This window comes from Kitasatospora sp. NBC_01302, assembly GCF_035976515.1.
In the GTDB taxonomy this organism is placed as follows: Bacteria; Actinomycetota; Actinomycetes; order Streptomycetales; family Streptomycetaceae; genus Kitasatospora.
In genome coordinates, this window is sequence record NZ_CP108404.1 from 2,683,872 (window position 1) to 2,706,701 (window position 22,830).

The following is a 22,830-nucleotide window of genomic DNA, read 5'->3' on the forward strand; positions in this document are numbered from 1 at the left end:
CCCCCTCGCGCAGCTCCCGTCAGGACGCGGGAACCGTCCGCTCCGGCGCGAGCGAGTTGCCCGCCGGGATGTCTCCGCAGTCGGACGGGGCCGGCTTGCCCGCGAAGCGGTCGTTGAGCCAGGACGCCGCCTTGAGGGCCCAGGCCGGCGCGGTTCCGAGGTGGCTGAGCAGGTCGTACTGGTCGTAGCTGATCGCGTTGTTGCCGGTGGCGCAGTACTGGTCGGCCAGGGCCCGCACGTCTCCGGCGACCATGACGCCGTCACCGGTTCCGATGCCGGACGGGCTGGCGAAGGTGCCCTCCAGCACGCCGCCGTCGCCCTGCGCGATGTAGCCGGGAACGGTCGGGGTGGGGGCCGACCCCAGGTTGATCCTGTTCACCGCATCGACGAACGCGGGCACCGAGTCCGGGTCGGCGTACTCGGGCTTGGCGATCTGCTGCCAGGTCAGACCGGGGAAGTGGCCGAGCGCGTCGAGGAGCGAGCCGTTCTGCAGCCGGTCGTAGATCTGGCGGCCGTAGCTGTTCATGTACGGCGTCAGGTCGATCCCGAACGAGCGGGAGACCCCGATGACCGACATGGGAATGACGCCGGACCAGACCAGCGACCCGCTGACGTACTTCAGGTTGTGCGCCGGGTCGACGAGCACCCCGCCCTCGGCGAAGCCGGTGAGCTTCTTGTTGACGTCGGGCGCGTAGCTCGGGGCGAGCGCCGCTGCCCAGTCGGTGGCGATGGAGCCGCCGGAGTAGCCCATCAGGCCGAACCTGGTCGCGCCGCTCAGGCCGGTCGACGGGGAGTTGACCGCGGCCCGGATCGAGTCCAGCGTGTTGAAGCCGTACTCCGGTCCGGCCGCGAAGTCCGCCGACTGGCCCTCGGTGTCCGGGATGACGAGGTTGTCGCCCTGCAGCAGCAGCGCCGAGAGGGCCGCGGACTCGAAGTTGGCGATCGTGCCGCCCAGGGTCACGTTCCCGGCGATGGCGCGGGACGGCCCGTCCTGCGGGTTCAGGGAGTCGTAGAACGACTGGTAGGACACGGCCTTCGTGCTGTTGCCCGTGATGCTGCGCACCACCGAGGTCACGTTGGCGGCCGGCCGCCCCTGGGCGTCGGTGGTGCGGTAGAGCAGCTGGATCGCGCTGACCGGCGTGGGGATGCCCTCGATGTGGTACTGCAGCGTCCGGGTCTTGAGCACGGTGCCCGGCGCGAAGGAGGCCAGCGGCGCACTGCCGTCGTAGGCGTAGAAGGAGTCGCCGGCGGCGCTGCTCCTCGCCGCGGCCGAGGCGCACGGGACGGCGGCCGAGGCCATGGCCGCGACGGCGGCGGCGACGACGGCCAGGCGTCGGACAGGTCTTCTGTACATGGCTGCTCCCCGGAATCGTGTGACGGATACCACTCCTGACTGCCCAGTAAGTTACCTGCGGGTAAAAGATCCGTACAGAGAGATGACACGGCAACGTGTGGGCACTTGGTGAAGGGACCGCGTTTCGCCTTGCCCGCGGCCCCTCCCGTCCGTCGCACCTGCCCGGTCCAGCCGCGCGCGGGCAGCCCCGCGAGCAGCGTCGGGCCCGGTGCCTCGGCGGGCTTCGCAGAACGGCCACGGGCCCGTAACGCTGGTCCATTGACCGGTCCGGCGGTGCTTGCGAGCATTCGGCACATGACGTCGTCGAAGTGTCCCCGCAGCCGGTAGCCCTGGGTCCCCGGGCTACCACGCCGCCTCGTGGCCGACTCCGGACGAAGGATCACCGATGCTGCCAGCGCTCATCGCGACGCCGGGCCCGCACCAGCCCGGCACCGACCGGCCGGACGGGGCGACCGCCGTGCTGCGGGCCGTCCTGGACCAAGGGCCGCTGGCCCGCACGGCGATCGGCAGGGAGACCGGCCTGAGCTCGGCCGCCGTGTCGCGGTACGCGGCCGACCTGCTCGCGATGGGACTGGTCTGGCAGCCGCCGGAGCCCGCGCAGCGCCCCCGGCCGGGCCGCCCCCGGATCCCGCTCGACATCGACACCTCGCACCACGTCGCGGCGGGCGTGCACATCGCCATTCCGCGGCTCACCTTCTCGCTCACCGATCTGCGCGGGCGGGTCCTCGCCGCCGAGCACGTGCCGCGGGGGCCGCATCCGGGCGCGGTGCTCCAGGAGGTCGCCGCGCGGCTGCCGGGGTTCCTGGGGCGGCACGTGCACGGGCGCTCCGTCCTCGGGCTCGGCGTGGTCACCGGCGGCCGGGTGGATCCGGACGCGGGGGTGCTGGTCGAGAACGCCGCGCTGGGCTGGCGCGACGTCCCGCTGCGACGGGCGCTGCAGCGGGCGGTCCGGCTGCCCGTCCATGTGGAGGGCCACGCCCGGGCGCTGGCCCGGGCGGAGATGCTCTTCGGCCGGGCCGGCGAGGGCGTCCTGGTGCACCTGTTCGTGGGCAACGCCGTGGACGCGGCGATCGCCACCGGCGGGATCCTGCTGCGAGGGCGCGGGTACGGCGCCGGCGGCATCGCCCACCTGCCCGTTCCCGGGTCGGCGGCGGCGTGCCCGTGCGGGCGCACCGGCTGCCTCCAGGTCACCGTGGCCGACCGCACCATCGCCGAGCGTGCCGCCGCGGACGGCATCACCCCGTACCCCGACCTGCCCCTGCTGCTGGGGGCGGCGGCCGCGGGCGAGGCGCGCGCCGTGGAGCTGTGCCGCAGCCGACTCCGGATGATCGCCCGCGCCGTCCGCCCGATGCTCGACGTGATCAGCCCGGACACCGTGGTGCTGACCGAGGCCGTCACGCTCCAACTGCCGCGGCTGCTGGCCGAGGTGGGCCGCGAGCTGGGCGGCGCCGGCGATCTGGTGCGGGCCGGCTCCTTCGGCGCGGACACGCTCGCGGTGGCGGCGGCCGTGCCGGTGCTCGCCGCCGTCTACCAGGACCCACTGGCCCTGCGCACGGTCGGCGGCGTCAGGTGAGGGGCCGTCCGGTGGGGTTTCTTCCGCGCCGCTGGAAACCATTGTCCGGGTGGTCGTCCGGGCAGCAGACTGCAGCCATGGACGCGCAGCACAGGGCCACGATCCGGGCAGCCGCACAGCGGCTCCCCGTGAACGCCTTCCGCGCGCACCACTTCGCCGGGCTGGGCTGTCGGGGCTGCTGACCGGAGTTCCGCCGAGGCGCTCCGGCGCGGGTGCCGCGCGGCGTTGACGGCCGCGCGCAGCCCGTTCCTGTTCCCGCTGCCGTTGCCGGGTGACCCCGCCGTACCCCGGTGCCGCCGTGCCACCGTGCCACCGCCCGGCCGTGCCCTGCCCTGCCCTGCCCTGCCCTGCGCTGCGCTGCCGCGGGGTCGTGGCACCCGCCCGGCCGACCAGCCACCACCGAAAGGACCCGCCAGCATGAGCACGCCCTCCGTCCGTCCCGTCGCCGGTCACATCGGCGCCGACATCGACGGCGTCGACCTCGCCCGGCCGCTGCCCGCCGAGGCCGTCGACACCATCAAGCAGGCGCTCCACCGCCACAAGGTCGTCTTCTTCCGGGGACAGCACCTCGACCACGCCGCCCAGATCGCCTTCGCGCGCCAGTTCGGCGAGCTCACCTACGCCCACCCGCACGACGACGCCCCGCCGCAGGCGCACCCGGAGATCTTCACCGTCGACCCGCGCCGCTTCGAGGAGCGCTACGGCAAGAACTTCCGCGACGAGTACCGCAAGCGCCAGTACAGCTACGTCGACGGCTGGCACACCGACGTCACCGCCGCCGTGAACCCGCCCGCCGGGTCGATCCTGCGGGCCGAGACCGTCCCGGAGGTCGGCGGCGACACCCACTGGACCAACCTCGTCGCCGCGTACGAGGGGCTGTCCGCCCCCGTCAGGGCCTTCGTGGACACCCTGCGCGCCGAGCACCGCTACGGCGGCGGCCGGCCGGTGGAGGGCGAGGGCGAGTACGCCCGCCGGATCAACGACAACCTGCTGGTGGCCGTCCACCCGGTGGTGCGGGTGCACCCGGAGACCGGGGAGCGCGCGCTGTTCGTCAACCCCGTCTTCACCAGCCACATCGTCGACGTCACCGCGGTCGAGAGCCGGCGCATCCTCGACCTGCTCCACGCCGAGATCACCCGGCCCGAGTACACGGTGCGCCTGCGCTGGGAGGCGGGCCACGTCGCCTTCTGGGACAACCGCGTCACCGCCCACCTGGCCCCGCGCGACCTGGAACACCTGGACGTCGAACGGCGCCTGCACCGCGTCACGCTGATCGGCGACACCCCGGTCGGACCGGACGGACGCGAGTCCGAGCTCGTCGCCGGACGCCCCTTCACCGCCGACCACCGCGTCGCCGTGGCCTCCTGACGCTGCGCCGCACGGCCGCCGGCCCCGCGCCCGGTGCCCCGCACCACGCGGCGTCCGGCGGCCCGCCCCACCCCCTTCGCATCCGTCCGGAAGGAACCGCACCTCCGTGTCCCCGCTCCAGGGCGTCCCCGCCCCGAACCGAAGGCTCTTCCTGCGGACCCTGCTCGGCGCAGGCGCCGCGCTCGGCCTCAGCGCCTGCGCCACCGCCCGGGCCAGCGGCCCGGCGCTGTCGAGCAGCGCGCCGCTGCCCACCCAGGTGCCCGCCGGCACCGGCCTGCGCATCGCCTCCGCGCTCGGCGCCGAGCAGCTCCAGCTCCAGCTCTCCGGCCTGATCAAGCAGATTCCCTTCACCGTCCCGTCCTGGCCGAACATCGCGGCGGGGCCGGACGTCATCAACGCCTTCCGGGCGGACTCCCTCGACCTGGCCAACAACGCCGGCATCCCGCCGATCCAGGCGCAGTTCCAGGGCTACGACGCCCGCATCGTGGCCGTCGACCTGACCCGCAAGCCGTCCTACCTGTTCGCCACCAAGCCGCACAGCGACATCCAGTCGGTGGCCCAGTTCGCGGGCCGGAAGCTGGCCTTCTCCCAGGGCCAGGCGCAGGGCGTGGTGCTGCTGCGCGCCCTGCGCGGGGCGGGGCTGAAGGACTCCGACGTCCACCTGGTGCCGCTGACCAGCGACCAGTTCCTCACCGCCCTGGAGGCCGGCCAGGTGGACATCGCCCCGCTGGCCGTCTCCCAGGCCCCCGCCTACCTCAACCGCTACGCCGCCGACGGCGCGCACACCATCCCCACCGACGTGGTGGACCTGCTCAACCTGCTCTGGGCCCCGGCCGACGTGCTCGCCGACTCCGCCAGGGCGGCGGCGGTCGCGGCCTTCGTCCCCATCTGGGCCAAAGGCCTGGTCTGGGTCTACGAGAACCCGTCCGTCTGGGAGCAGGAGTACTACGTCAAGACCCAGAACATCAGCCTCAGCCAGGCCCAGCAGGTGACCACACTGACGAACAAGCCGCTGCTGCCGCCGAGTTGGGACGAGGCGATCGCCTGGGAGCAGCAGACCGTCGACCTGCTCGCCCAGGGCGGCTATGTGAAGTCCTTCCAGGCCGAGGCGCTCTTCGACCGCCGTTTCGAGCACCTCGCGTCCGCCGCCGTGCCCGCCGAGTACCGGAGCTGACCATGGCCGAACACCTGTCGACCGCCGTGGTGGCGGCGCCCGAGCGGCCCCGCACCGCGCCCGGCCCGACCACCGGGCCCGCCCCGGGCCCGGGGGCGACCACCGGGCACCACCGGACCCGCAGGCTCGCGCCGGGCCGGCGCCGCCGCTGCGCCCGGCTGCTGGGGCCGCTGCTCCTGCTGGCCCTGTGGGCCGGGGCCAGCGCGGCCGGGCTGCTGGACCCGCGGAGCCTGCCCGCGCCCTGGACCGTGCTGCACACGGGGGCGCACCTGTGGGCCACGGGGACGCTGCGCACCGATCTGGCCACCTCGCTCCGGCGTGCCGTGCAGGGATTCACGATCGGCCTGCTGGCCGGTGTGCTGCTGGCGCTGGCCGCCGGGCTGAGCCGGATCGGCGAGGCCCTGATCGACGGCACGGTGCAGGTCGGCCGCGCCGTGCCCACGCTGGGCCTGATCCCGCTGTTCATCCTCTGGCTGGGCATCGGCGAGACGTTCAAGATCGTCATCATCGCGATCGTCGTCTCCGTCCCGGTCTACCTCAACCTGCACGCCGCCCTGGCCGGCATCGACGCCCGCTACGTCGAGCTCGCCGAGGTCCTGCGACTGAGCCGCTGGCAGTTCGTCCGGCAGGTCGTCCTCCCCGGCGCACTGCCCGGCTTCTTCGTCGGTCTGCGACTCGCCGTCACCGGCTCCTGGCTCTCCCTGGTGGTCCTGGAGCAGATCAACGCCACCAACGGCCTCGGCTACCTGATGTTCCAGGCGCAGAACTACGGCCGGACCGACGTCATCGTCCTCGGGCTGCTCATCTACGCGGTCTTCGGCTTCGCCTCCGACTCCGCCGTCCGTCTCCTGGAAAGGAGGGTCCTGGCATGGCGCCGATCGCTGAGCAGCTGACCTCTCCCGCCGTCCACCTCACCGGCCTGACCCGCTCCTTCGGCCGACGCACCGTGCTCGACGGCATCGACCTGCAGATCCCGCCCGGCCAGTTCGTCGCCCTCCTGGGCCACTCCGGCTCCGGCAAGAGCACCCTGCTGCGCGCCGTCGCCGGCCTGGACCACGACACCGCCGGCAGCGGGCGGCTCGTCACCCCGCAACGGGTGTCGGTGGTCTTCCAGGACTCCCGCCTGCTGCCCTGGCGCCGCGTGCTGGACAACGTGCTGCTGGGCACCCCCGGACGGGACGCCGAGGGCCGCGACGCAGCCGCCCGCGGCCGAGCCGCGCTCGCCGAGGTCGGCCTGGCCGGCCGGGAGCGCGCCTGGCCCGGCCAGCTCTCCGGCGGCGAACAGCAACGGGCCGCCCTCGCCCGCTCCCTGGTCCGGGAGCCCGAACTGCTGCTCGCGGACGAGCCCTTCGGCGCCCTCGACGCGCTCACCCGGATCCGCATGCACGCCCTGCTGCGCGAGCTGTGGCAACGCCACCACCCGTCCGTGCTCCTGGTCACCCACGACGTCGACGAGGCCGCCGCGCTCGCCGACCGGGTCCTCGTCCTGGAGGACGGCCGGATCGCCGTCGACCTGGCCGTCGAGCTGCCCCACCCCCGCTCCTACCGCGACCCGCGCCTGGGCGAGTACCGCGAGCGGCTGCTCGCCGCCCTCGGCGTACGACCCGACGGCGAACCCGCCACCGCACGGGCCGGATCCACCGACCACGGAGCGGAGAACTGAGATGGGCGAACACCTCTGGTACATCCCGAACACGGTCGAACCCGGGCACCGCGGCGACAACACGCGCGAGGGCTGGGGCACGCTCGACCACTCGACCGGACTCGCGCACGCAGCCGAGCGGCACGGCTGGGGCGGGGCGCTGCTGGGCACCGGCTGGGGGCGACCGGACACCTTCACCGTCGCGGCCTCCCTCGCGGCCCGCACGACGGCCTTCAAGCCGCTGATCGCGATCAGGCCCGGGTACTGGCACCCCGCGAACTTCGCCGCGGCCTCGGCCACCCTCGATCAGCTCAGCCACGGCCGGGTCCTGGTCAACGTCGTCAGCGGCCTGGACGACGCCGCCGCCTACGGCGACGGCGAGTTCGACCCGGCCCGCCGCTACCAGCGCACGCTCGAATTCCTTCACCTGGTGCGCCGCCTGTGGCAGGAGGACGAGGTGACCTTCCACGGGGAGCACTACCGGGTGGACGGCTCCGCCCTGCGACCGCGGCCGTGGGGCGCCGAGCAGGGGCGCCATCCGCGGCTGTACTTCGGCGGCGCGAGCGGCGCCGCCGAGCAGGTCGCCGCACGGGAGGCCGACGTCCAGCTGTTCTGGGGCGAGCCCCTGGACGGCGTCGCCGAACGGATCGACCGGCTCCGGGCGCTCAGCGCGGCGGTCGAGCGCCGGCACCGGCCGCTGGAGTTCGGGCTGCGCGTGACGACCCTCGTCCGGGACACGGCCGAGCAGGCGTGGCGCGAGGCGGAGCAGCGGGTGGCCCGCATGGCGCGGCAGGGAGGGCAGGAAGCCGCGGCGTTCCTGCGCCGGCCGGCGGTGGGCCAGCGACGGCTGCTCGACCTGGCGGACCGGGGCGAGGTCCTGGACGACTGCCTCTACACCGCGCCGGGCCGGTACGGCGGCGGCGGTGCCGGGACCACGTGGCTGGTCGGCTCGGCGCGGCAGGTCGCCGACGCCCTGCGCAAGTACCGCGAGCTGGGGGTGACGCACTTCGTGCTCTCCGACACGCCGTACAAGGAGGAGATCGCCCGGATCGGCGACGAACTCCTCCCGCTGCTGCGGCCGGCCACGACCCCCGCGCAGGTCCCGAAACGACCGCACTCCGACCGCACGAAGGATCACGTGTGAGCAAGCAGCTGCACTTCAACCTGTTCATCCACGACACCGGGCACCACGAGGCGTCCTGGCGGCTGCCGCAGTCCGACCCGGCCGCCGACCTGGACCTCGGCTTCCACCAGCGGCTGGCCCGCCTCGCCGAGGACGCGAAGTTCGACTCGGTGTTCCTCGCCGACAGCCCGGTGCTCTGGGGCGACCCCGGCCGCCGGCCGTCCGGGAAGCTGGAGCCGACCGTGCTGCTCGCCGCCCTGGCCGCGGGCACCACGCACATCGGGCTGATCGCGACCGCCTCGACCAGCTACAACGAGCCGTACAACCTGGCCCGGCGGTTCGCCTCGCTGGACCACCTGTCGAACGGCCGCGCGGGCTGGAACATCGTCACCACCGCGGGTGACGCGGCGGCCCGCAACTTCGGCCTGGACGGGCAGCCGCTGCACCGGACCCGCTACGAGCGGGCCGCGGAGTTCCTGGAGGTGTCCACCAAGCTCTGGGACAGCTGGGCCGACGGGGCGCTGGTGGCGGACAAGGCCGCCGGCGTGCACGCGCTGGCCGACCGGGTCCGCCCGGCCGGCCATCGCGGCCGGTTCTTCCGGGTCGAGGGGGCGTTGAACGTGCGCCGCTCGCCGCAGGGGTACCCGCTGCTCGTGCAGGCCGGCTCCTCGGAGAGCGGCAAGGAGTTCGCCGCCCGGTGGGCCGAGGCGGTCTTCACCGCGCAGCCGACGCTCCACGAGGGGCAGGCGTTCTACGCTGACGTCAAGCGCCGCGCGGTCGCCGCCGGACGCGACCCCGGGCACCTCAAGATCCTGCCCGGCATCGTCCCGGTGATCGGCGACACCGAGGCCGAGGCCCGCGAGCTGGAGGCCGAACTGGACCGGCTGATCAGTGCGCACTACGCGCGCGAGCAGCTCGCCACGCTGCTCAAGGTGGAGCCGGAGCGGCTGCGCTTCGACGAACCGCTGCCCGACGACCTCCCCACCGAGGACGAGGTCGAGGGGGCCAAGAGCCGCTACACGCTGATCGTGGAACTGGCCCAGCGCGAGAACCTGACCGTGCGCCGACTCATCGCACGGCTCGGCGGTGGCCGCGGCCACCGCACCTTCACCGGCACGCCCGTCCAGGTGGCCGACACGATCCAGCACTGGTTCGAGCACGGTGCGGCCGACGGGTTCAACGTGATGCCCGCGGTCCTGCCCTCCGGACTGGAGGTGTTCGTGGCGAAGGTGCTGCCGATCCTGCGCGAGCGCGGGCTCTTCCGCACCGAGTACCGAGGAGGCACCCTGCGCGAGCACTACGGCCTGCCCCGCCCGGCGAACCAGTTCAGAGTTTGAACAACTTGGCGTACGGCTGGGTGATGCGCACCTGGCGCGATCCGAAGTCGACGAGCACCGCGCTGTCGCCTTCGACACCGATGGCCCGCCCGAGGCCGTAGCTGTCGTGGGTGACGCGGTCGCCCACGGCGAACTGCTTGGGCGGTGCCTCGACCCGGGCCTTGAAGGGGCTGGTGGGGAGGACTCTCCGGACTGCTGCTGATTTCGTCATCACTGCCAGTATGCGCCGTAAATCCCGGGACCGGGTCGTTCCGAAGGTCACGAATTCGGCTGGGGCCCCGGAGAACCGCCGATGCCGGCCGCAGCGGGCGCTGCATGCCCTCAACCTCCCTGTCCGCACGGCGCGTTGACGCCCCCGACGCCCAGGGGGCGACGGCCGGGGAGAACGGCGGCCGCGAAACCCGGGGCCGGATAATCCACCGCTGCGGGCCTGGGCCTGCTAGAGTCGTCGTAGTTGCAGTAGTGGTTCCCATGAACTTTGTGTGCGCCTGCTGATGTTTCGCAGGTGCATTTTTGTTTCCCGGCTCTTCCCCGGGTGGGTGCTCATCGCGGCGACTCGAAGCAAGCACTGTGCGTGTTTCGAACAGCCCCTTGAAGGAGATTTTTCCATGGCAAATGGCACCGTGAAGTGGTTCAACGCGGAAAAGGGCTTCGGCTTCATCGAGCAGGAGGGTGGCGGTCCTGACGTGTTCGCCCACTACTCGAACATCAACGCCAACGGCTTCCGTGAGCTGCTCGAGGGCCAGAAGGTCGAGTTCGACGTCACCCAGGGCCAGAAGGGCCCGCAGGCCGAGAACATTCGCCCGCTGTAGTTCTACTGCCACGGCACCCGCCTAGCAGCGAGGGGCCCGCACCGCGTACATGCCCGGTGCGGGCCCCTCGGCATTGCGTCACCACGCAGCCCCGGCCGTTCAGGCCCCCTGCCTCCGCCACCGGCGGCCATCCCCACGCGAGACGCCCAGCGCCGCGTCCGGATCGGCGCCGCCCTGCCGTGACATCCCACGGTTCGAGGTCTTCGCTCCCGCCCAGGTCGGTGAGCGCCGACCGCAGGTGACGTGGCGCACGGTTCTGCCGTCCACGCTTCACCCGTTGTACTTCCGGCCCGTTCCCTTGCGGCCTCCGCCGGCGCCCCGCGCCGCGGAGCCTTCCTCGTGACGTGCCGCCCCGAGGAAGGTTTTCGCATGAATCGTTCCAGTCGATCCTCCTACCAGAACGCCAACTCCCGCTCCGGCAGCGCCTTCCAGGGCTCCCGTTCGGCGGGCGCCGAACGGCCGTCCGGCCGGGGCGGGCGCCAGGGGCGTCCAGGGCGCCAGAACTCGTCGCCGCGCGGCGAGTTCGCGATGCCGGTCAGTACCACCCCGGCGCTGCCGGCCGTCGAGTCGTTCGACGAACTGGACATGCCCAAGGCGCTGCTGTCGGTGCTGACCCGCCAGGGCGTCACCTCGCCGTTCCCGATCCAGGCCGCGACGCTGCCGAACTCGCTGGCCGGACGCGACGTGCTGGGACGCGGCCGCACCGGCTCCGGCAAGACCATCGCGTTCGGTCTCGCGGTGCTCGCCCGCACCGCCGGCCAGCGGGCCGAGCCGCGCCGGCCGCTGGCCCTGGTGCTGGTGCCCACCCGCGAGCTGGCGCAGCAGGTCACCGAGGCGCTGACCCCCTTCGCCCACGCGGTGCGGCTGCGGATGGCGACCGTGGTGGGCGGGATGTCGATCGGCCGCCAGGCCCAGGTGCTGAACCGCGGGGCGGAGGTCGTGGTGGCCACCCCCGGCCGCCTCAAGGACCTGATCCAGCGCGGCGACTGCCAGCTCGACGGCGTCGGCATCACCGTGCTGGACGAGGCCGACCAGATGGCCGACATGGGCTTCCTGCCCCAGGTCACCGAGCTCCTCGACCAGGTCGCCGAGGGCTGCCAGACGATGCTCTTCTCCGCCACCCTGGACCGCAACGTCGACCGGCTGGTGCGGCGCTTCCTCACCGACCCGGTCACCCACTCGGTGGACCCCTCGGCCGCGACGGTCAGCACCATGGAGCACCACGTCCTGCACGTCCAGAGCCGGGACAAGGACGCCACGATCGCGCACATCGCCTCGCGCGAGGGCGGCGTGATCATGTTCACCGACACCAAGCACGGCGCCGACCGCCTGGTGGACCACCTGCTCTCCACCGGGGTGAAGGCGGCGGCACTGCACGGGGGCAAGTCCCAGCCGCAGCGCACCCGCACCCTGGAGCAGTTCCGCACCGGCGCGGTGACCGCGCTGATCGCCACCAACGTCGCCGCCCGCGGCATCCACATCGACGGGCTCGACCTGGTCGTCAACCTGGACCCGCCGAGCGACCACAAGGACTACCTGCACCGCGGCGGACGCACCGCCCGGGCCGGCGAGTCCGGCACCGTCGTCACCCTGGTCCTGCCCAACCAACGCCGTGAGATGGCCCGCATGATGACCACCGCCGGCATCACCCCCGAATCCACCCGGGTCACCGCCGGCGACGAGGAACTGGCTCGGATCACCGGCGCCCGCGTGCCCACCGGCATCCCCGTGGTGATCCCCGACCCCGTCCTCGAGCGGCCCCGCCGCAGCGCGTCCACGGGACGCAACCGCCGCAGCCGCCCCGCGCACGCCGGGCGCAACCCGGCGACCGCCGGCAGCTCCCGCAGCGGCTCCCGCGGCGCGTCGTCCAGGCGCGTCACCCTCGCGGCGTAGAGCGGGTGCGCGGGCCGGCCCCGCGCACCCGTCACGGCTGTCCGCACCTGTCCCACCCGTCCGTGCGCCTGATCGCCGCCACCACTGGCGGGAGAGACACGAAGGAGCCCGTTCATGAGCATCACCCTCGAACGCCCCGCGACGGTCGGCGACCTCATGGAACACCCGGAACTGCAGATCAGTGACGACGTCATGGTCGACACGGCGATGGACATCCTGCAGAGCTCCGGTGCGGACCACGTCCTGGTCCGCGACGACGAGGGCCGCTGTGCCGGGTTGCTGACCCGTATTCACCTCGCGCCGTTCCAGAACCGGTCCTGGTACACCGAGCGCACCGCGGTGCGCAACATCGTGCTGGACCGCGCCCCGTTCGCCACCGCCGACATGCCCGCCACCGACGCGGTCGCCGCCATGCGCTCCCGCGGTCTGGCCAGCTGGCCGGTGGTGGACCACGACGGCCACGTCGTCGGCCTGCTCAGCGTGTAGCGACCACGCGGCCCACACCAGAGCAGCGGCACACACCAGAGGCCGTCTCCGCAGCTCTGCGGAAACGGCCTGCGACCAGCGTGAACGCCGGTCGGGGCGGAGGGTTGACCCCGCACCGCGCGGACCACGTGAGGATTCTGTCTACTTCCCGCTGTCACAGCCGGGCACGAAGTTCGTGGTCACGAGGTGCAGAATCAGCGATCCTGTCCTACCGAATCCCATATGCACCTCCAAGAATCGCTCTGCCGGTAAGTCTTCCGGCACTGTCCAGGGTACTCCGCGCGACCCGCATTCCTGGCAGCCGGTCAACTAATTGCGCTGTCCCACAGGGCCGTTCGCGATGCGGTCCAGCCACCGGTCCAGCTGGTGCCCGGCCCGGCTACCGCGGGCCGGGCCACGCGGCCGCCCGTGCCCGGGCGACGCGCGCGCGGTCGGTGGCCCCGCCGGGGCCACCGACCGCCTCGGCGGTCGACGGCAGGAAGCCCGAGCGGGCTTCGCGCCCTGCGGCGCCGTCGTTCCCGGCGGCGATCAGGGCGTGTGCGGTGCGGGTACTGGCCGGGTCGGCCGCTTCGGACATCAGCCGAGCCGCCTCGACGGCGTCCGTGGACGGCGGGACGACCAGCAGGTCGAGTCGGAGCGGGTCGTAGGAACGAACCATGACCATGTCCTGGTTCTGCTCCTCGTCGAACCAGCCCACGTGCACGGTGTGCCCCACCACCGGGATCTGCCGCGGGAAGGCCAGCCACTGCGCCGGGTTCACGGTGATCCGGGTGAGCCGACTCCACCGCTTGTCCAACTCCGCTGCAAGAGAGGGGAGTTCGAGAAGAAGGTCACGCGATCGGGGCCACCAGGCACCGTCCAGGCGGCCGGGCCGTACGCCGTCAGGCGCAAGCGACAACCGGGCGGCGGAGTCGGCGGACCGCATCGCAGTCGCACGATCGAGAGTCACGGTCATGATGAAGGACCTGTCCCCGGCCCGCGGACGCGAGCCGGCAGAGCCGTTCGCCGGAGACGACGCCAGTGTCCGGTGCCGGCATACGAGGTGCCTTCGGTGATCTCCAGGTTACTCCGCGCAAGGCCCGCGCGGAGCACCTGTCGGCCCGGCGTTCGCCTCGGTTCACCGAGGGGCGCCACCCGTCACACTGTGTCCGCCGACGAGAGCGTGGTCGGCGTCGCCGCCGCAGGCGGCATGGGCCAGGGCGGCCACGCGTTCCACGGTGGGCTCGGCGAGGATCCGGGGCAACTCGGCCATGAAGGCGGCCTCCTGGTCCGGCCTCAGCACCTCGCGGCAGACGGCCGCGAGCATGCCGAGCAGGGACACGGAGTCCCCGCCGAGGTGGTGGAAGTCGGACTGGGTCTCCAGCCGGGAGCGGTCCGCCTGCAGGGTGCGGGCCCAGATGTCGGCCACCGCCTGCTCGGTCGGGTCCATCGGGGTGAGCGGTGCCGTGCCGGCGGGGGCGGTGCCGGGCGACTCGTCGGCGAACGGGTCGGGCAGGGCCTTGACGTCGACCTTGCCGCTCACCGTGTAGGGCAGTTCCGACACGAGCGTGATCGCGGCGGGGACCATGTACGAGGGCAGTACCGCGGCCAGCTGCCCGGCCAACTCCTCCGCCGTGACGGGCGAGTTGGTCAGCGCGTAGCCGTACAGGGCGTTGCCCGACCGCCCGGCCCGGCTGCGGGCGACCACCACGGCGCGGTCCACGGCCGGGTGGTCCTCCAGGGCCTGGGCCACCTCGGCCGGCTCCACCCGGTGACCGCGCACCTTGACCTGGTCGTCGATCCGTCCCACGCACTCGATCTCGCCCGACGGCAGGACCCGCGCCAGGTCGCCGGTGCGGTAGACGCGGCTGCCGTCGGCCAGGTGGACGAAGCGCTCGCGGTTGAGCTCGGGGCGGCCGAGGTAGCCGCGGGCGAGCTGGACACCGCCCAGGTACATCTCGCCGGTCTCGCCGGGGGCGACGAAGCGGCCGTCCGCGTCGAGCAGGTGCACCGTGGTGTTGTCCGCGGGCCGCCCGATCGGCACCACGGCGGTGCCGCCGTCCAGTTCGGCGTCGAAGGTGTGCGCGGTGCAGCCGATGGTGGCCTCGGTGGGCCCGTACTCGTTGATGATCCGGCAGTCGGGGCCGAACATCTGCTGGGCCCGGGCGGCGACCTCGACCCGCAGCTGCTCGCCGATCACGATCACCGTGCGGTACCCGGTGGGTGACAGGTCGAGCTGGCCGATCAGGTCGAGGTGGGAGGGGGTCAGGTTGAGCGCGTTGGCACCCGACTCCGTCAGGAGCCGGCGCAGCGAGAGGTGGTTGGGGTCCTCCGGCATCAGGATCACCTGGCCGCCCGCCAGCAGCGGCAGGTAGACGGAGGTGCCCGTGACGTCGAAGGAGGGCGAGGTCAGCAGCGGCAGCCGGGTGTCGGCGTCCACGTCGAAGGCGCGGATCCCCCAGTGGACGTAGTTGACCAGGTTCCGGTGCTCGATCTGCACGCCCTTCGGCCGACCGGTCGAGCCCGAGGTGTAGATGATGTAGGCCAGGTCCTCGGGGTCGGTGACGACGTCCTGCCAGTCCTCGGGTGCGGCGCCGTCCACGGCGAGGTCGTCCAGCAGCAGCGGCTTGCAGCCCGACTGCACGCACCCGCGGGTGTCGTAGGGCTTCTCCACCAGGCAGTAGGTGCAGCCGGCGTCGGTCAGCAGGTCGGACAGGCGCGCGTCCGGGTGCCGGGTGTCCAGCGGGAGGTAGCAGGCGCCGGCCCGCAGCACGCCCCACACCGCGGCGACCGCGGCGACCGTGCGGCCCGCGAGGAGCCCGACCACGTCACCGGGGCCGACGCCCCGCTCGCGCAGCGCCGCGGCGACCGCGTCCGCGCGGCGGCTCAGCTGCGCGTAGCTGACCTCGCCCTCGGGGCCGCTGAGCGCGATCCGCTCCGGTGTGCGCTCGACCTGCTCCCGGAAGAGTTCGACCACCGAGCGCTGGGAGGGCAGCGGGCGCTCGGTGCGGTTCCCCTCCCACTGCCGGTGCTCGCGCGGGGAGAGCGCCTCCTCGATGGTGTCCAGCACGGCTTCGGCCCGCTCCGCCAGGCCGGGGCCGTCGTGCCAGGCCACGGTGATCTCGGTGCGGGCCGCGCTCTCCAGCAGGTTGACCTCCAGCGGACCGCCGGGGCCGGTGGTGCCCAGCGGATAGACCGCCGCCGCCTGGAAGTCCCCGGCGCTGAAGTCGGCCAGTGCGACGTTGCCCAGGTGGGCGAGGTAGGCCAGGCTGTTGTACTGGTTCTTCTTGGCCGCGAAGCGGTCGATCCCGGCGTTGACCAGGCGCATCACCGGCAGCGGCGTGCGCAGGACCGAGTCGGCGAACTGCGGGGCCAGCTCGGCGTCCGCGGCGAGCAGGGTGAGCAGCCGCTGCTGCACCTGCGGCCAGCCGTCGCCCGCCTCGACCTGCAACTGCACCGCACGGGCCAGCGAGGCCGTGGAACGCAGCTCCGGACGGTGCCGGCGCAGGTCGACGGGGACGAAGAAGCGCCCGCCCCCGGAGCCGTAGGTCTGCGCCAGGGCCGCGGCCACCTTGGCCGTCGCCGCCGGGTGGCGGCCGTCGACGGTGCGGCGGCGCCAGAGCACGCCGGAGGAGCCCGGCGAGCGGCGGCCGAGCAGCGGCGGCCACTCCAGCTTCGGGTTGGGCTGGGCCGGCGGCAGTCCGCCCTGCCGGTCGAGCCCCTGGATCAGCTCGCTGTCGTTGAGCCGGGAGTCCGCGCCCAGCGGCTCCTCGCCGCGCAGCACCCGGAACACGTCCGCCGCCCACTGCAGCAGTCCGCGCCCGTCGGTGATGCCGTGGAAGGCGCGGAACACCACCGTGGAGCGGCTTCCGGGGGCCAGCAGCACCTCGCAGGTCCGGCTGCCCGCGTCGAGCGGGCGCTGCAGGGCGGGCGCGTCGAGCAGGCCGGCGGCGGCGTCGAGCCGCACGACGGGCGGCGCCGTCCCCCGGTCCACCCAGCACTTGCCCTCGCGCACCAGCCGCATCCCGGGCGACGCCTGCGCGGCGATCTCGACCGCCCAGGTCAGCTGATCGAGCGTCAGGCTGCCCTCGCCCTCGACCACGTGGGCCACGCAGTGACCCGGCCCCATGCCCAGGAACACCCACTCCATGGGCGAGACGGCACGCGTGTAGGGCCGGCCCCCGGACGGGGTGAGAGCTTGCGATGATCTCGATCTCGAGCTGCTACCGGTCTGAATTCTCAAAACTGATCACACTCTTTTTTTGTCCATGGCCCGACCGACGTCGCGCCGCGCTCCGCTCCCTTCGGACGCTATGACTTCGCCCCCGCCGCGAGGTACCCCTGGTCCCCCCTACCGACCGCCGGTGATCGGGTCAGGCGTTGAGGTAGGCGAGGACCGCCAGGACGCGTCGGTTGCTGTCGCTGTCCGGCGGCAGCATGAGCTTGACGAAGATGTTCGAGATGTGTTTGGCCGCCGCGCCCTCGGTGATGAACAGGCGTTGTGCGATGGCCGTGTTGGAGCAGCCCTCGGCCATCAGTTCCAGGACGCCGCGCTCGCGTGCGGTGAGTGCGCCGAGCGGTTCGTCGCGTGCGTGGCTCACCATCAGCTGGGAGACCACGGCGGGGTCCATGGCGGTACCGCCGGCGGCGACCCGGCGGATCGCGTCGATGAACTGCTCGTTGTCGAAGACACTGTCCTTGAGCAGGTAGCCGATGCCGCCGGTGCCGTCGGCCAGCAGCTCCCGGGCGTACATCTGCTCGACGTGCTGGGAGAGCACCAGGATCGGGAGCTTGGGGATCTCGCGCCTGGCCTGCAGGGCGGCCTTGAGGCCTTCGGTGGTGAAGGTCGGCGGCAGCCGGACGTCGACGATCAGGATGTCGGGGCGATGGGTGGCGGCGGCTTCGAGCAGGTCGGGGCCGTTGTCGACGGCCGCCACCGTCTCGAAGCCGTAGGCGCCCAGGAGTTGGATCAGCCCCTGCCTCAGGAGGAAGAGGTCTTCGGCGAGGACAACACGCACGGTATCTCCATCTTGATCGCGGTCGGACCGCCCAGCGGGCTGCTGATGTCGAGGGTTCCGTCGAAGGTCGCCAGCCGCCGGCGGATGCCGTGCAGACCGGTTCCCCTGGTGGCGTCGGCACCGCCGCGGCCGTCGTCGACGACCCAGGCGTGCAGCACGGCGCCGTCGTGCCAGGCGCTGACCTCGACGTGCTCGGCGTCGGAGTACTTCAGGGCGTTGGTGAGCAGCTCGGACACCGCGAAGTACAGCGCGGACTCGAGCGGTGGCGGCACCTCGCCCGGGATGCTCACCGTCACCTCGACCTGGAGCGGGCTGGCCAGGCCGAGGGCGCGCAGCGCGTCGGCCAGGCCGCGTTCGGCGAGGATCGGGGGGTGGATGCCGCGCACCAGGTCGCGCAGCTCGCGCAGGGCCGAGACGGAGGAGGTGCGGGCGTCGAGCAGCAGTCTGCGGACCTCCTCCGAGTCGGTGTCCAGGTGGCGCTCCAGCGCCCCGAGGGTCATGCCGAGGCCGACCAGCCTGGCCTGGGCGCCGTCGTGCAGGTCGCGTTCGATCCGGCGCAGTTCGGCGGCGGCCGCGTCCAGGGCGCCGGAGCGGGTCTCGGCCAGGTGCTGGACCCGGACGGCGAGCCGGGAGCTCTCGGTGGGGCCGAGCAGCAGGCGGGTGAAGTACGCGTGCGCGGTGAGGAAGACCGGGCTGTACCACGCCCAGACGACGAAGAGCGCCGCTGCCGCCAGCGCGGCCAGCAGGGCGGTGGGCTGGCTCTGGACCGGGACGAAGAAGTACTCGCGCCCGGTGCCCTGCGCCCGCAGGATGGGCCGCCACAGGCCGCAGGCCAGCGCGAGCCCTTCGAGGACGTAGTAGAGCACCGCGGCGGGCAGGAACCCGATCATGCCGACGACCGAGTTGAGCAGCAGCCAGAGCAGGTCCCGCCAGGTGGCCGGATCGGTCAGGATCCACTTGCAGCGGCGGATCCAGCCGACGATGTCCTTCTCGAACTCCTTGGGCTCCGGCCGGTAGGGAACGGCGATCTCGACGCCCGACCGGGCGGCCGCGCGCCGGTTGGCGTTGCACAGCCAGCGGACCCACTTGGTGACGATCGGCAGCATCACCGCGCCGATGCCGATGACGAACAGGCCCACGAAGTAGGTGGTGACCAGGAACAGGCAGACGGAGAGCATGGCGCCCAGCGCGATCAGCACCCCGACCACCAGGTCGGCGCCGGCCCGGCGGAGTCGGGCGGGGAACTCGCGCAGGCCGTTCCTGATACTCACCGGGACTCGCACGGGTCCGCCCAAGGGAATATGGAGCAGGGGGATGTGACGCAGCGGGCTGTGACACGGCGGGAGGCGGCCCGGCGGAACCCGGGCCGGGTCACCGGATCCGCGGCTCGGTCGGTGGACGGGTCCGAGGAAGGGCGGTAAGCGAAGCACACCTGAGCGATCGTCCATCCGTGACAGCGGGTTTCTGATGAGCACCACGTTACTCAAACGCAACGGGCCGTGACGAGTTGACCGACCGACAGGTCCCGGAACACGGCTGCGGGGCCGCTCCTCCGTCCGGGGGTGAACGGAGGAACGGCCCCGGCGTGCCGGTCAGGCGGGGGACCTGGCCGTTTCGATCGGCGGAGTCCGCATCCCCCGCCAGGAGGGGAGCAGAGTCGCACCGAAGATCAGGACGAGCGCGCCGCCGACGATCGCGAGGTAGATGCCGATCGAGCCCTGCGGCAGGACCGAGTGGGCCTTCACCAGGCTGTACGGGACGATCGTGGTCGCCGAGGCGATGGTGCCCAGGACGGTCGCGATGACGGCGACCAGGACGCCTTCCACGCTCAGCATGCCCAGCACCTGGGCCTTGGTGGCGCCGGTCAGGCGCTGGAGGCCGAACTCGCCCTGGCGCTTGCGGGTCACCGCCACCAGGGTGTTGATCACGGTGATCGCCGCGTAGCCGACGATCATGGCGACGATGGTGTAGTTCGAGGCGACCAGGATCTGCTGGATCTGGTTGTTGGAGCTGGTCAGCGTGGAGCGGTCGGCGATCGCGGTGCCGGGCACCGCGGCGGCCACACTGTCGAGGTGGGACTGGATCCGGCCGAGGTCGGCGTTGGCGTCCGCCCGGACCAGGATCTTGGTCGGCAGCCCGGCGGTGGTGTGCGGGGCCAGCACGTCGGAGGGCAGCAGCAGGTACTCCTCCTGGGGGTTGTCGGCGTAGGTGGCCACGACCCTCGGGTCGGCGGCGGTGCCGTCACCGAAGTGGATCTTCAGGTTGTCCCCGATGTGGACGCCGAAGTTCTTCGCCTGCTTGTCCGACAGGGCCACCGTGTTGCCCCGCAGGTCGCCGATCGACCCGGTCAGCGAGTCGAGCGCGATGGTCTGCTGGACGCCGTCGGCCGAGACGCCGCGCAGGTCCATGGTGTTGCCGCTGCCGGCGGCGTCCACGAAGCCGACGGAGCTGACCAGTTCGGAGGCGCCGGCCACGCCCGGGATGGAGCGGACCGAGCCGACCACACCCGGCGCGAAGCCGCCGGTCGAGGAGTCGAGCACGTAGTCGGCCAGCACGTTGCTCGAGTAGCTCTTGGCGGAGACGTGGTCCTCGGTGGACTGCATGTACAGGGTGCCGGTGGCGACACCGATCAGCAGCACGATCGGCGCCACCGCGCCCGCCATCCGGACGTTGTTGGTGGTGGCGTTGCGCAGCGCCATGTACCCGGACAGCCCGGACAGCGCGCGCACCGGCCAGCTGACCGCCACCACGATCGCCTTGGTGATCCCCGGGGCGAGCAGGGCCAACCCGATCGCGAACAGGACCGAGGCCGGTCCCGCGGTGCTCGCCAGGGTCGGCCCGTCGGTCATCACCGTGACCGTGATGACCGACAGCATGACGCCGTTGACCATGAAGAACAGCGCCAGCAGCAAGCGGGTGGTGGTGAGCCACTTGGTCTGCAGGGTGCTCTCGGCCAGCGCCGCGACCGGCTTGGTCCTGGCGGCCTTGCGCCCCGCGAACAGCGCCGCGCCGACGGCCGCCGCGATCGCCGCGAACGCGCCGGCCGTGATCGGGATCCAGCCCTGGTGGAAGGCGATCTGCTTGGAGACCACGCCGTTGCCGGTCAGCTGCCCGTACAGCAGCTTGCCGATGACGAACCCGGGGGCGATCGCCAGGGCGGTGGCGAGCACCGACAGCACGGCGGTCTCGCCGAGGATCATCCGGCGCACCTGCCGGGAGGTGGTGCCGATCGCCCGCAGCAGGGCCATCTCGTGCGCCCGCTGCTGGAGCGAGAGTCCGAGCGTGGAGGCGACGCCGAACATCACGATCAGCACCGCCCAGCTGCCGAAGACCGCCGCCAGGATGGTCACGGTCTGCTGGCTGGAGAGCGTGCCCGGCAGGTCGGCCAGGCCGCGCCGCTCGCCGGTGAGCACCATCGCCTTGCCGCCGACCGCCGAACTCACGGCCTGCTTGAGCGTCGCGACGGGGACGCCGGGCGCCGGCAGCACTCCGATGGAGTCGAACTTCCCGTCCGATCCGGCCAGTTGCTGCGCCTGGGAGTCGGAGAAGAAGAGGCTCGGCTGGATCGTCCCGCCGGTGTTCTGCTGGGCGACGCCGGAGACCGTGAAGGTCCGCGGGGCGCCGTGCACGGTCAGCTGCACGCTGGAGCCGACCGCGGCGCCCGAGTCGGCCGCCAGCTTCGAGTCGAGGACCACCTGGCCGCTGCCCGGGGCCGCGCCCTGGGCGAGCGTGTAGGGGGTCAGCCCGGCGCTGGTCCAGGTGTGCCCCTGCGAGCCGGCGTCGACCGCCTTGCCGCCCACCACCACGGTCGCGGGGAAGGACAGGTCGGGGATCGCGCTGCCGACGCCGGGAACGGCCTTGACCGTGTCGAGCACCCCCGGGTCGATCCGGTTGCGCTCGGTCAGCGCGGTGGAGTCGTAGGTCTGCTGACCGGTCACCACGATCGGCACCCCGGCCAGCCGCTGCGGCGGGGCCGCCATCCGGACGCCGGTCTCCATCAGGCCGCCGCAGGCCATCACGATCGCGGCGCCCAGGAACATCGCGACGAAGGTGGCGATGAACCCGGTCTTACGGAACTTCAGTGTGCGCAGCGCCAGCAGCCACATCAGCGGCCACCCCCCGACAGGGTCGAGGAGGGCGCGATGTTCTCGTCGTCCCAGGCGCCGAGCCGGGTCATCCGCGCGGCGACCGCCTCGGCGGTCGGCTGGTACATCTCGCCGACGAACCGGCCGTCCGCGAGGAAGACCACGCGGTCGGCGTAGGAGGCGGCCACCGGGTCGTGGGTGACCATGACCAGGGTCTGCCCGCCGGCGGTCACCGATTCGCGCAGCAGGCCGAGCACGGCCGCGGCGGTGCGGGTGTCCAGCGCGCCGGTCGGTTCGTCGGCGAAGACCACGGCGGGCCGGGTCACCAGGGCGCGGGCGATCGCCACGCGCTGCTGCTGGCCGCCGGAGAGCTGGCCGGGCAGGTGGTCGAGCCGGTCGGCCAGACCGACCCGGTTGACCACCATCAGGATCTGGTTCTTGTTCGGCCGCTTACCGGCCAACTGCAGTGGCAGCACGATGTTCTGCATGACCGTCAGGGCCGGAAGCAGGTTGAACGACTGGAAGATGAAGCCGATGCGGTCGCGGCGCAGCTTGGTCAGCCGCACCTCGTCCAGGTCCGCGAGGTTGGTGTCACCGACCAGCACCCTGCCCGACGTGGGCTGGACCAGACCGGCGGCGCAGTGCAGGAAGGTGCTCTTGCCCGATCCCGAGGGGCCCATCACGGCCGTGAAACTGCCGGTGTCAAAGGTCATGCTCAGTCTTTTGAGCGCGGCCACCTCGTTGTCGCCCTTGCCGTAGATCTTCTCGACCGCTTCCAGCCGGACGGCCACCGTCTGCTGACCGTTCTCCTGAGTCTGCACTGGAACTCCCACCCGGTTAGTCACACCTCACGCGAACTGATATCAACGGTAGAAGCGGCGGCGGCCCGGCACATTGGCATTGCTTGGCGTATCCGAGGTAGAGGTTTCTCTACCTCGGTGCGGAGGTTCCACCACCACCGCAGGCCGCTTCCGGGAACAGCAACG

The 22,830-nt window shown here is 72.5% G+C and carries 18 protein-coding genes; 10 read left to right on the forward strand and 8 right to left on the reverse strand.

Going from position 1 to position 22,830, the window contains the following annotated elements:
- Nucleotides 1–19: 19 nt before the first annotated feature.
- On the reverse strand, nt 20–1,354 hold the full coding sequence (locus tag OG294_RS11235; RefSeq protein ID WP_327066334.1) for a lipase family protein: 1,335 nt from the start codon (nt 1,352–1,354) through the stop codon (nt 20–22).
- A 385-nt stretch (nt 1,355–1,739) separates the two neighbouring features.
- Between OG294_RS11235 and OG294_RS11240 the strand changes: the two genes are divergently transcribed.
- The 7 genes from OG294_RS11240 (at nt 1,740) to OG294_RS11270 (ending at nt 9,571) form a co-directional block, all read left to right on the forward strand.
- Complete coding sequence (locus OG294_RS11240) at nt 1,740–2,927, forward strand: ROK family protein (protein WP_327066335.1); 1,188 nt, start codon at nt 1,740–1,742, stop codon at nt 2,925–2,927.
- A 417-nt stretch (nt 2,928–3,344) separates the two neighbouring features.
- Entirely contained in the window at nt 3,345–4,295 is a 951-nt protein-coding gene (locus tag OG294_RS11245) for a TauD/TfdA dioxygenase family protein (protein ID WP_327066336.1), read from the forward strand.
- A 106-nt stretch (nt 4,296–4,401) separates the two neighbouring features.
- The gene (locus OG294_RS11250; RefSeq protein WP_327066337.1) at nt 4,402–5,469 is read left to right on the forward strand and encodes an ABC transporter substrate-binding protein; all 1,068 of its coding nucleotides are present in this window, start codon (nt 4,402–4,404) and stop codon (nt 5,467–5,469) included.
- Between the two features lie 2 nt (nt 5,470–5,471).
- The gene (locus tag OG294_RS11255) at nt 5,472–6,362 is read left to right on the forward strand and encodes an ABC transporter permease (protein ID WP_327066338.1); all 891 of its coding nucleotides are present in this window, start codon (nt 5,472–5,474) and stop codon (nt 6,360–6,362) included.
- Complete coding sequence (locus OG294_RS11260) at nt 6,338–7,132, forward strand: ABC transporter ATP-binding protein (RefSeq protein ID WP_327066339.1); 795 nt, start codon at nt 6,338–6,340, stop codon at nt 7,130–7,132. Before OG294_RS11255 ends, OG294_RS11260 begins: the two co-directional genes overlap by 25 nt.
- 1 nt (nt 7,133) lies before the next feature.
- Nucleotides 7,134–8,255 (forward strand): LLM class flavin-dependent oxidoreductase, encoded by a 1,122-nt coding sequence (locus OG294_RS11265; protein ID WP_327066340.1) that lies wholly within the window; start codon nt 7,134–7,136, stop codon nt 8,253–8,255.
- The gene (locus OG294_RS11270; RefSeq protein ID WP_327066341.1) at nt 8,252–9,571 is read left to right on the forward strand and encodes an LLM class flavin-dependent oxidoreductase; all 1,320 of its coding nucleotides are present in this window, start codon (nt 8,252–8,254) and stop codon (nt 9,569–9,571) included. The genes OG294_RS11265 and OG294_RS11270 overlap by 4 nt, the downstream gene beginning before the upstream one ends.
- On the opposite strand, the gene OG294_RS11275 is transcribed toward OG294_RS11270, so the two are convergent.
- Complete coding sequence (locus tag OG294_RS11275) at nt 9,561–9,782, reverse strand: hypothetical protein (protein WP_327066342.1); 222 nt, start codon at nt 9,780–9,782, stop codon at nt 9,561–9,563. The genes OG294_RS11270 and OG294_RS11275 overlap by 11 nt on opposite strands.
- 397 nt (nt 9,783–10,179) lie before the next feature.
- On the opposite strand from OG294_RS11275, the gene OG294_RS11280 reads away from it, so the two are divergent.
- The 3 genes from OG294_RS11280 (at nt 10,180) to OG294_RS11290 (ending at nt 12,762) form a co-directional block, all read left to right on the forward strand.
- Nucleotides 10,180–10,383, forward strand: a complete 204-nt coding sequence (locus tag OG294_RS11280; protein WP_030918248.1) for a cold-shock protein — start codon at nt 10,180–10,182, stop codon at nt 10,381–10,383.
- 369 nt (nt 10,384–10,752) lie between these two features.
- Entirely contained in the window at nt 10,753–12,276 is a 1,524-nt protein-coding gene (locus OG294_RS11285; protein WP_327066344.1) for a DEAD/DEAH box helicase, read from the forward strand.
- A gap of 114 nt (nt 12,277–12,390) precedes the next feature.
- Nucleotides 12,391–12,762: a CBS domain-containing protein gene (locus tag OG294_RS11290; protein WP_327066345.1), complete on the forward strand. Its 372-nt coding sequence runs from the start codon at nt 12,391–12,393 to the stop codon at nt 12,760–12,762.
- A gap of 379 nt (nt 12,763–13,141) precedes the next feature.
- Here the strand turns inward: OG294_RS11290 and OG294_RS11295 are convergent, their stop codons facing one another.
- From OG294_RS11295 to OG294_RS11320, 6 genes are all read right to left on the reverse strand, one after another.
- Nucleotides 13,142–13,717: a DUF5994 family protein gene (locus OG294_RS11295; RefSeq protein ID WP_327066346.1), complete on the reverse strand. Its 576-nt coding sequence runs from the start codon at nt 13,715–13,717 to the stop codon at nt 13,142–13,144.
- A 162-nt stretch (nt 13,718–13,879) separates the two neighbouring features.
- Nucleotides 13,880–16,891 carry a non-ribosomal peptide synthetase gene (locus OG294_RS11300; protein WP_327066347.1) on the reverse strand — a complete coding sequence of 1,004 codons (3,012 nt, stop codon included), beginning with the start codon at nt 16,889–16,891 and terminating at the stop codon, nt 13,880–13,882.
- Nucleotides 16,892–17,114: 223 nt separating this feature from the next.
- A complete protein-coding gene (locus tag OG294_RS11305; protein ID WP_327066348.1) occupies nt 17,115–17,759 on the reverse strand; it encodes a response regulator transcription factor in 645 nt (214 codons plus the stop codon).
- A complete protein-coding gene (locus tag OG294_RS11310; protein WP_327071500.1) occupies nt 17,723–18,937 on the reverse strand; it encodes a sensor histidine kinase in 1,215 nt (404 codons plus the stop codon). Before OG294_RS11310 ends, OG294_RS11305 begins: the two co-directional genes overlap by 37 nt.
- A gap of 414 nt (nt 18,938–19,351) precedes the next feature.
- Entirely contained in the window at nt 19,352–21,865 is a 2,514-nt protein-coding gene (locus OG294_RS11315) for an FtsX-like permease family protein (RefSeq protein ID WP_327066349.1), read from the reverse strand.
- Nucleotides 21,865–22,665 carry an ABC transporter ATP-binding protein gene (locus tag OG294_RS11320; protein ID WP_327066350.1) on the reverse strand — a complete coding sequence of 267 codons (801 nt, stop codon included), beginning with the start codon at nt 22,663–22,665 and terminating at the stop codon, nt 21,865–21,867. Before OG294_RS11320 ends, OG294_RS11315 begins: the two co-directional genes overlap by 1 nt.
- Nucleotides 22,666–22,830 lie beyond the last annotated feature (165 nt).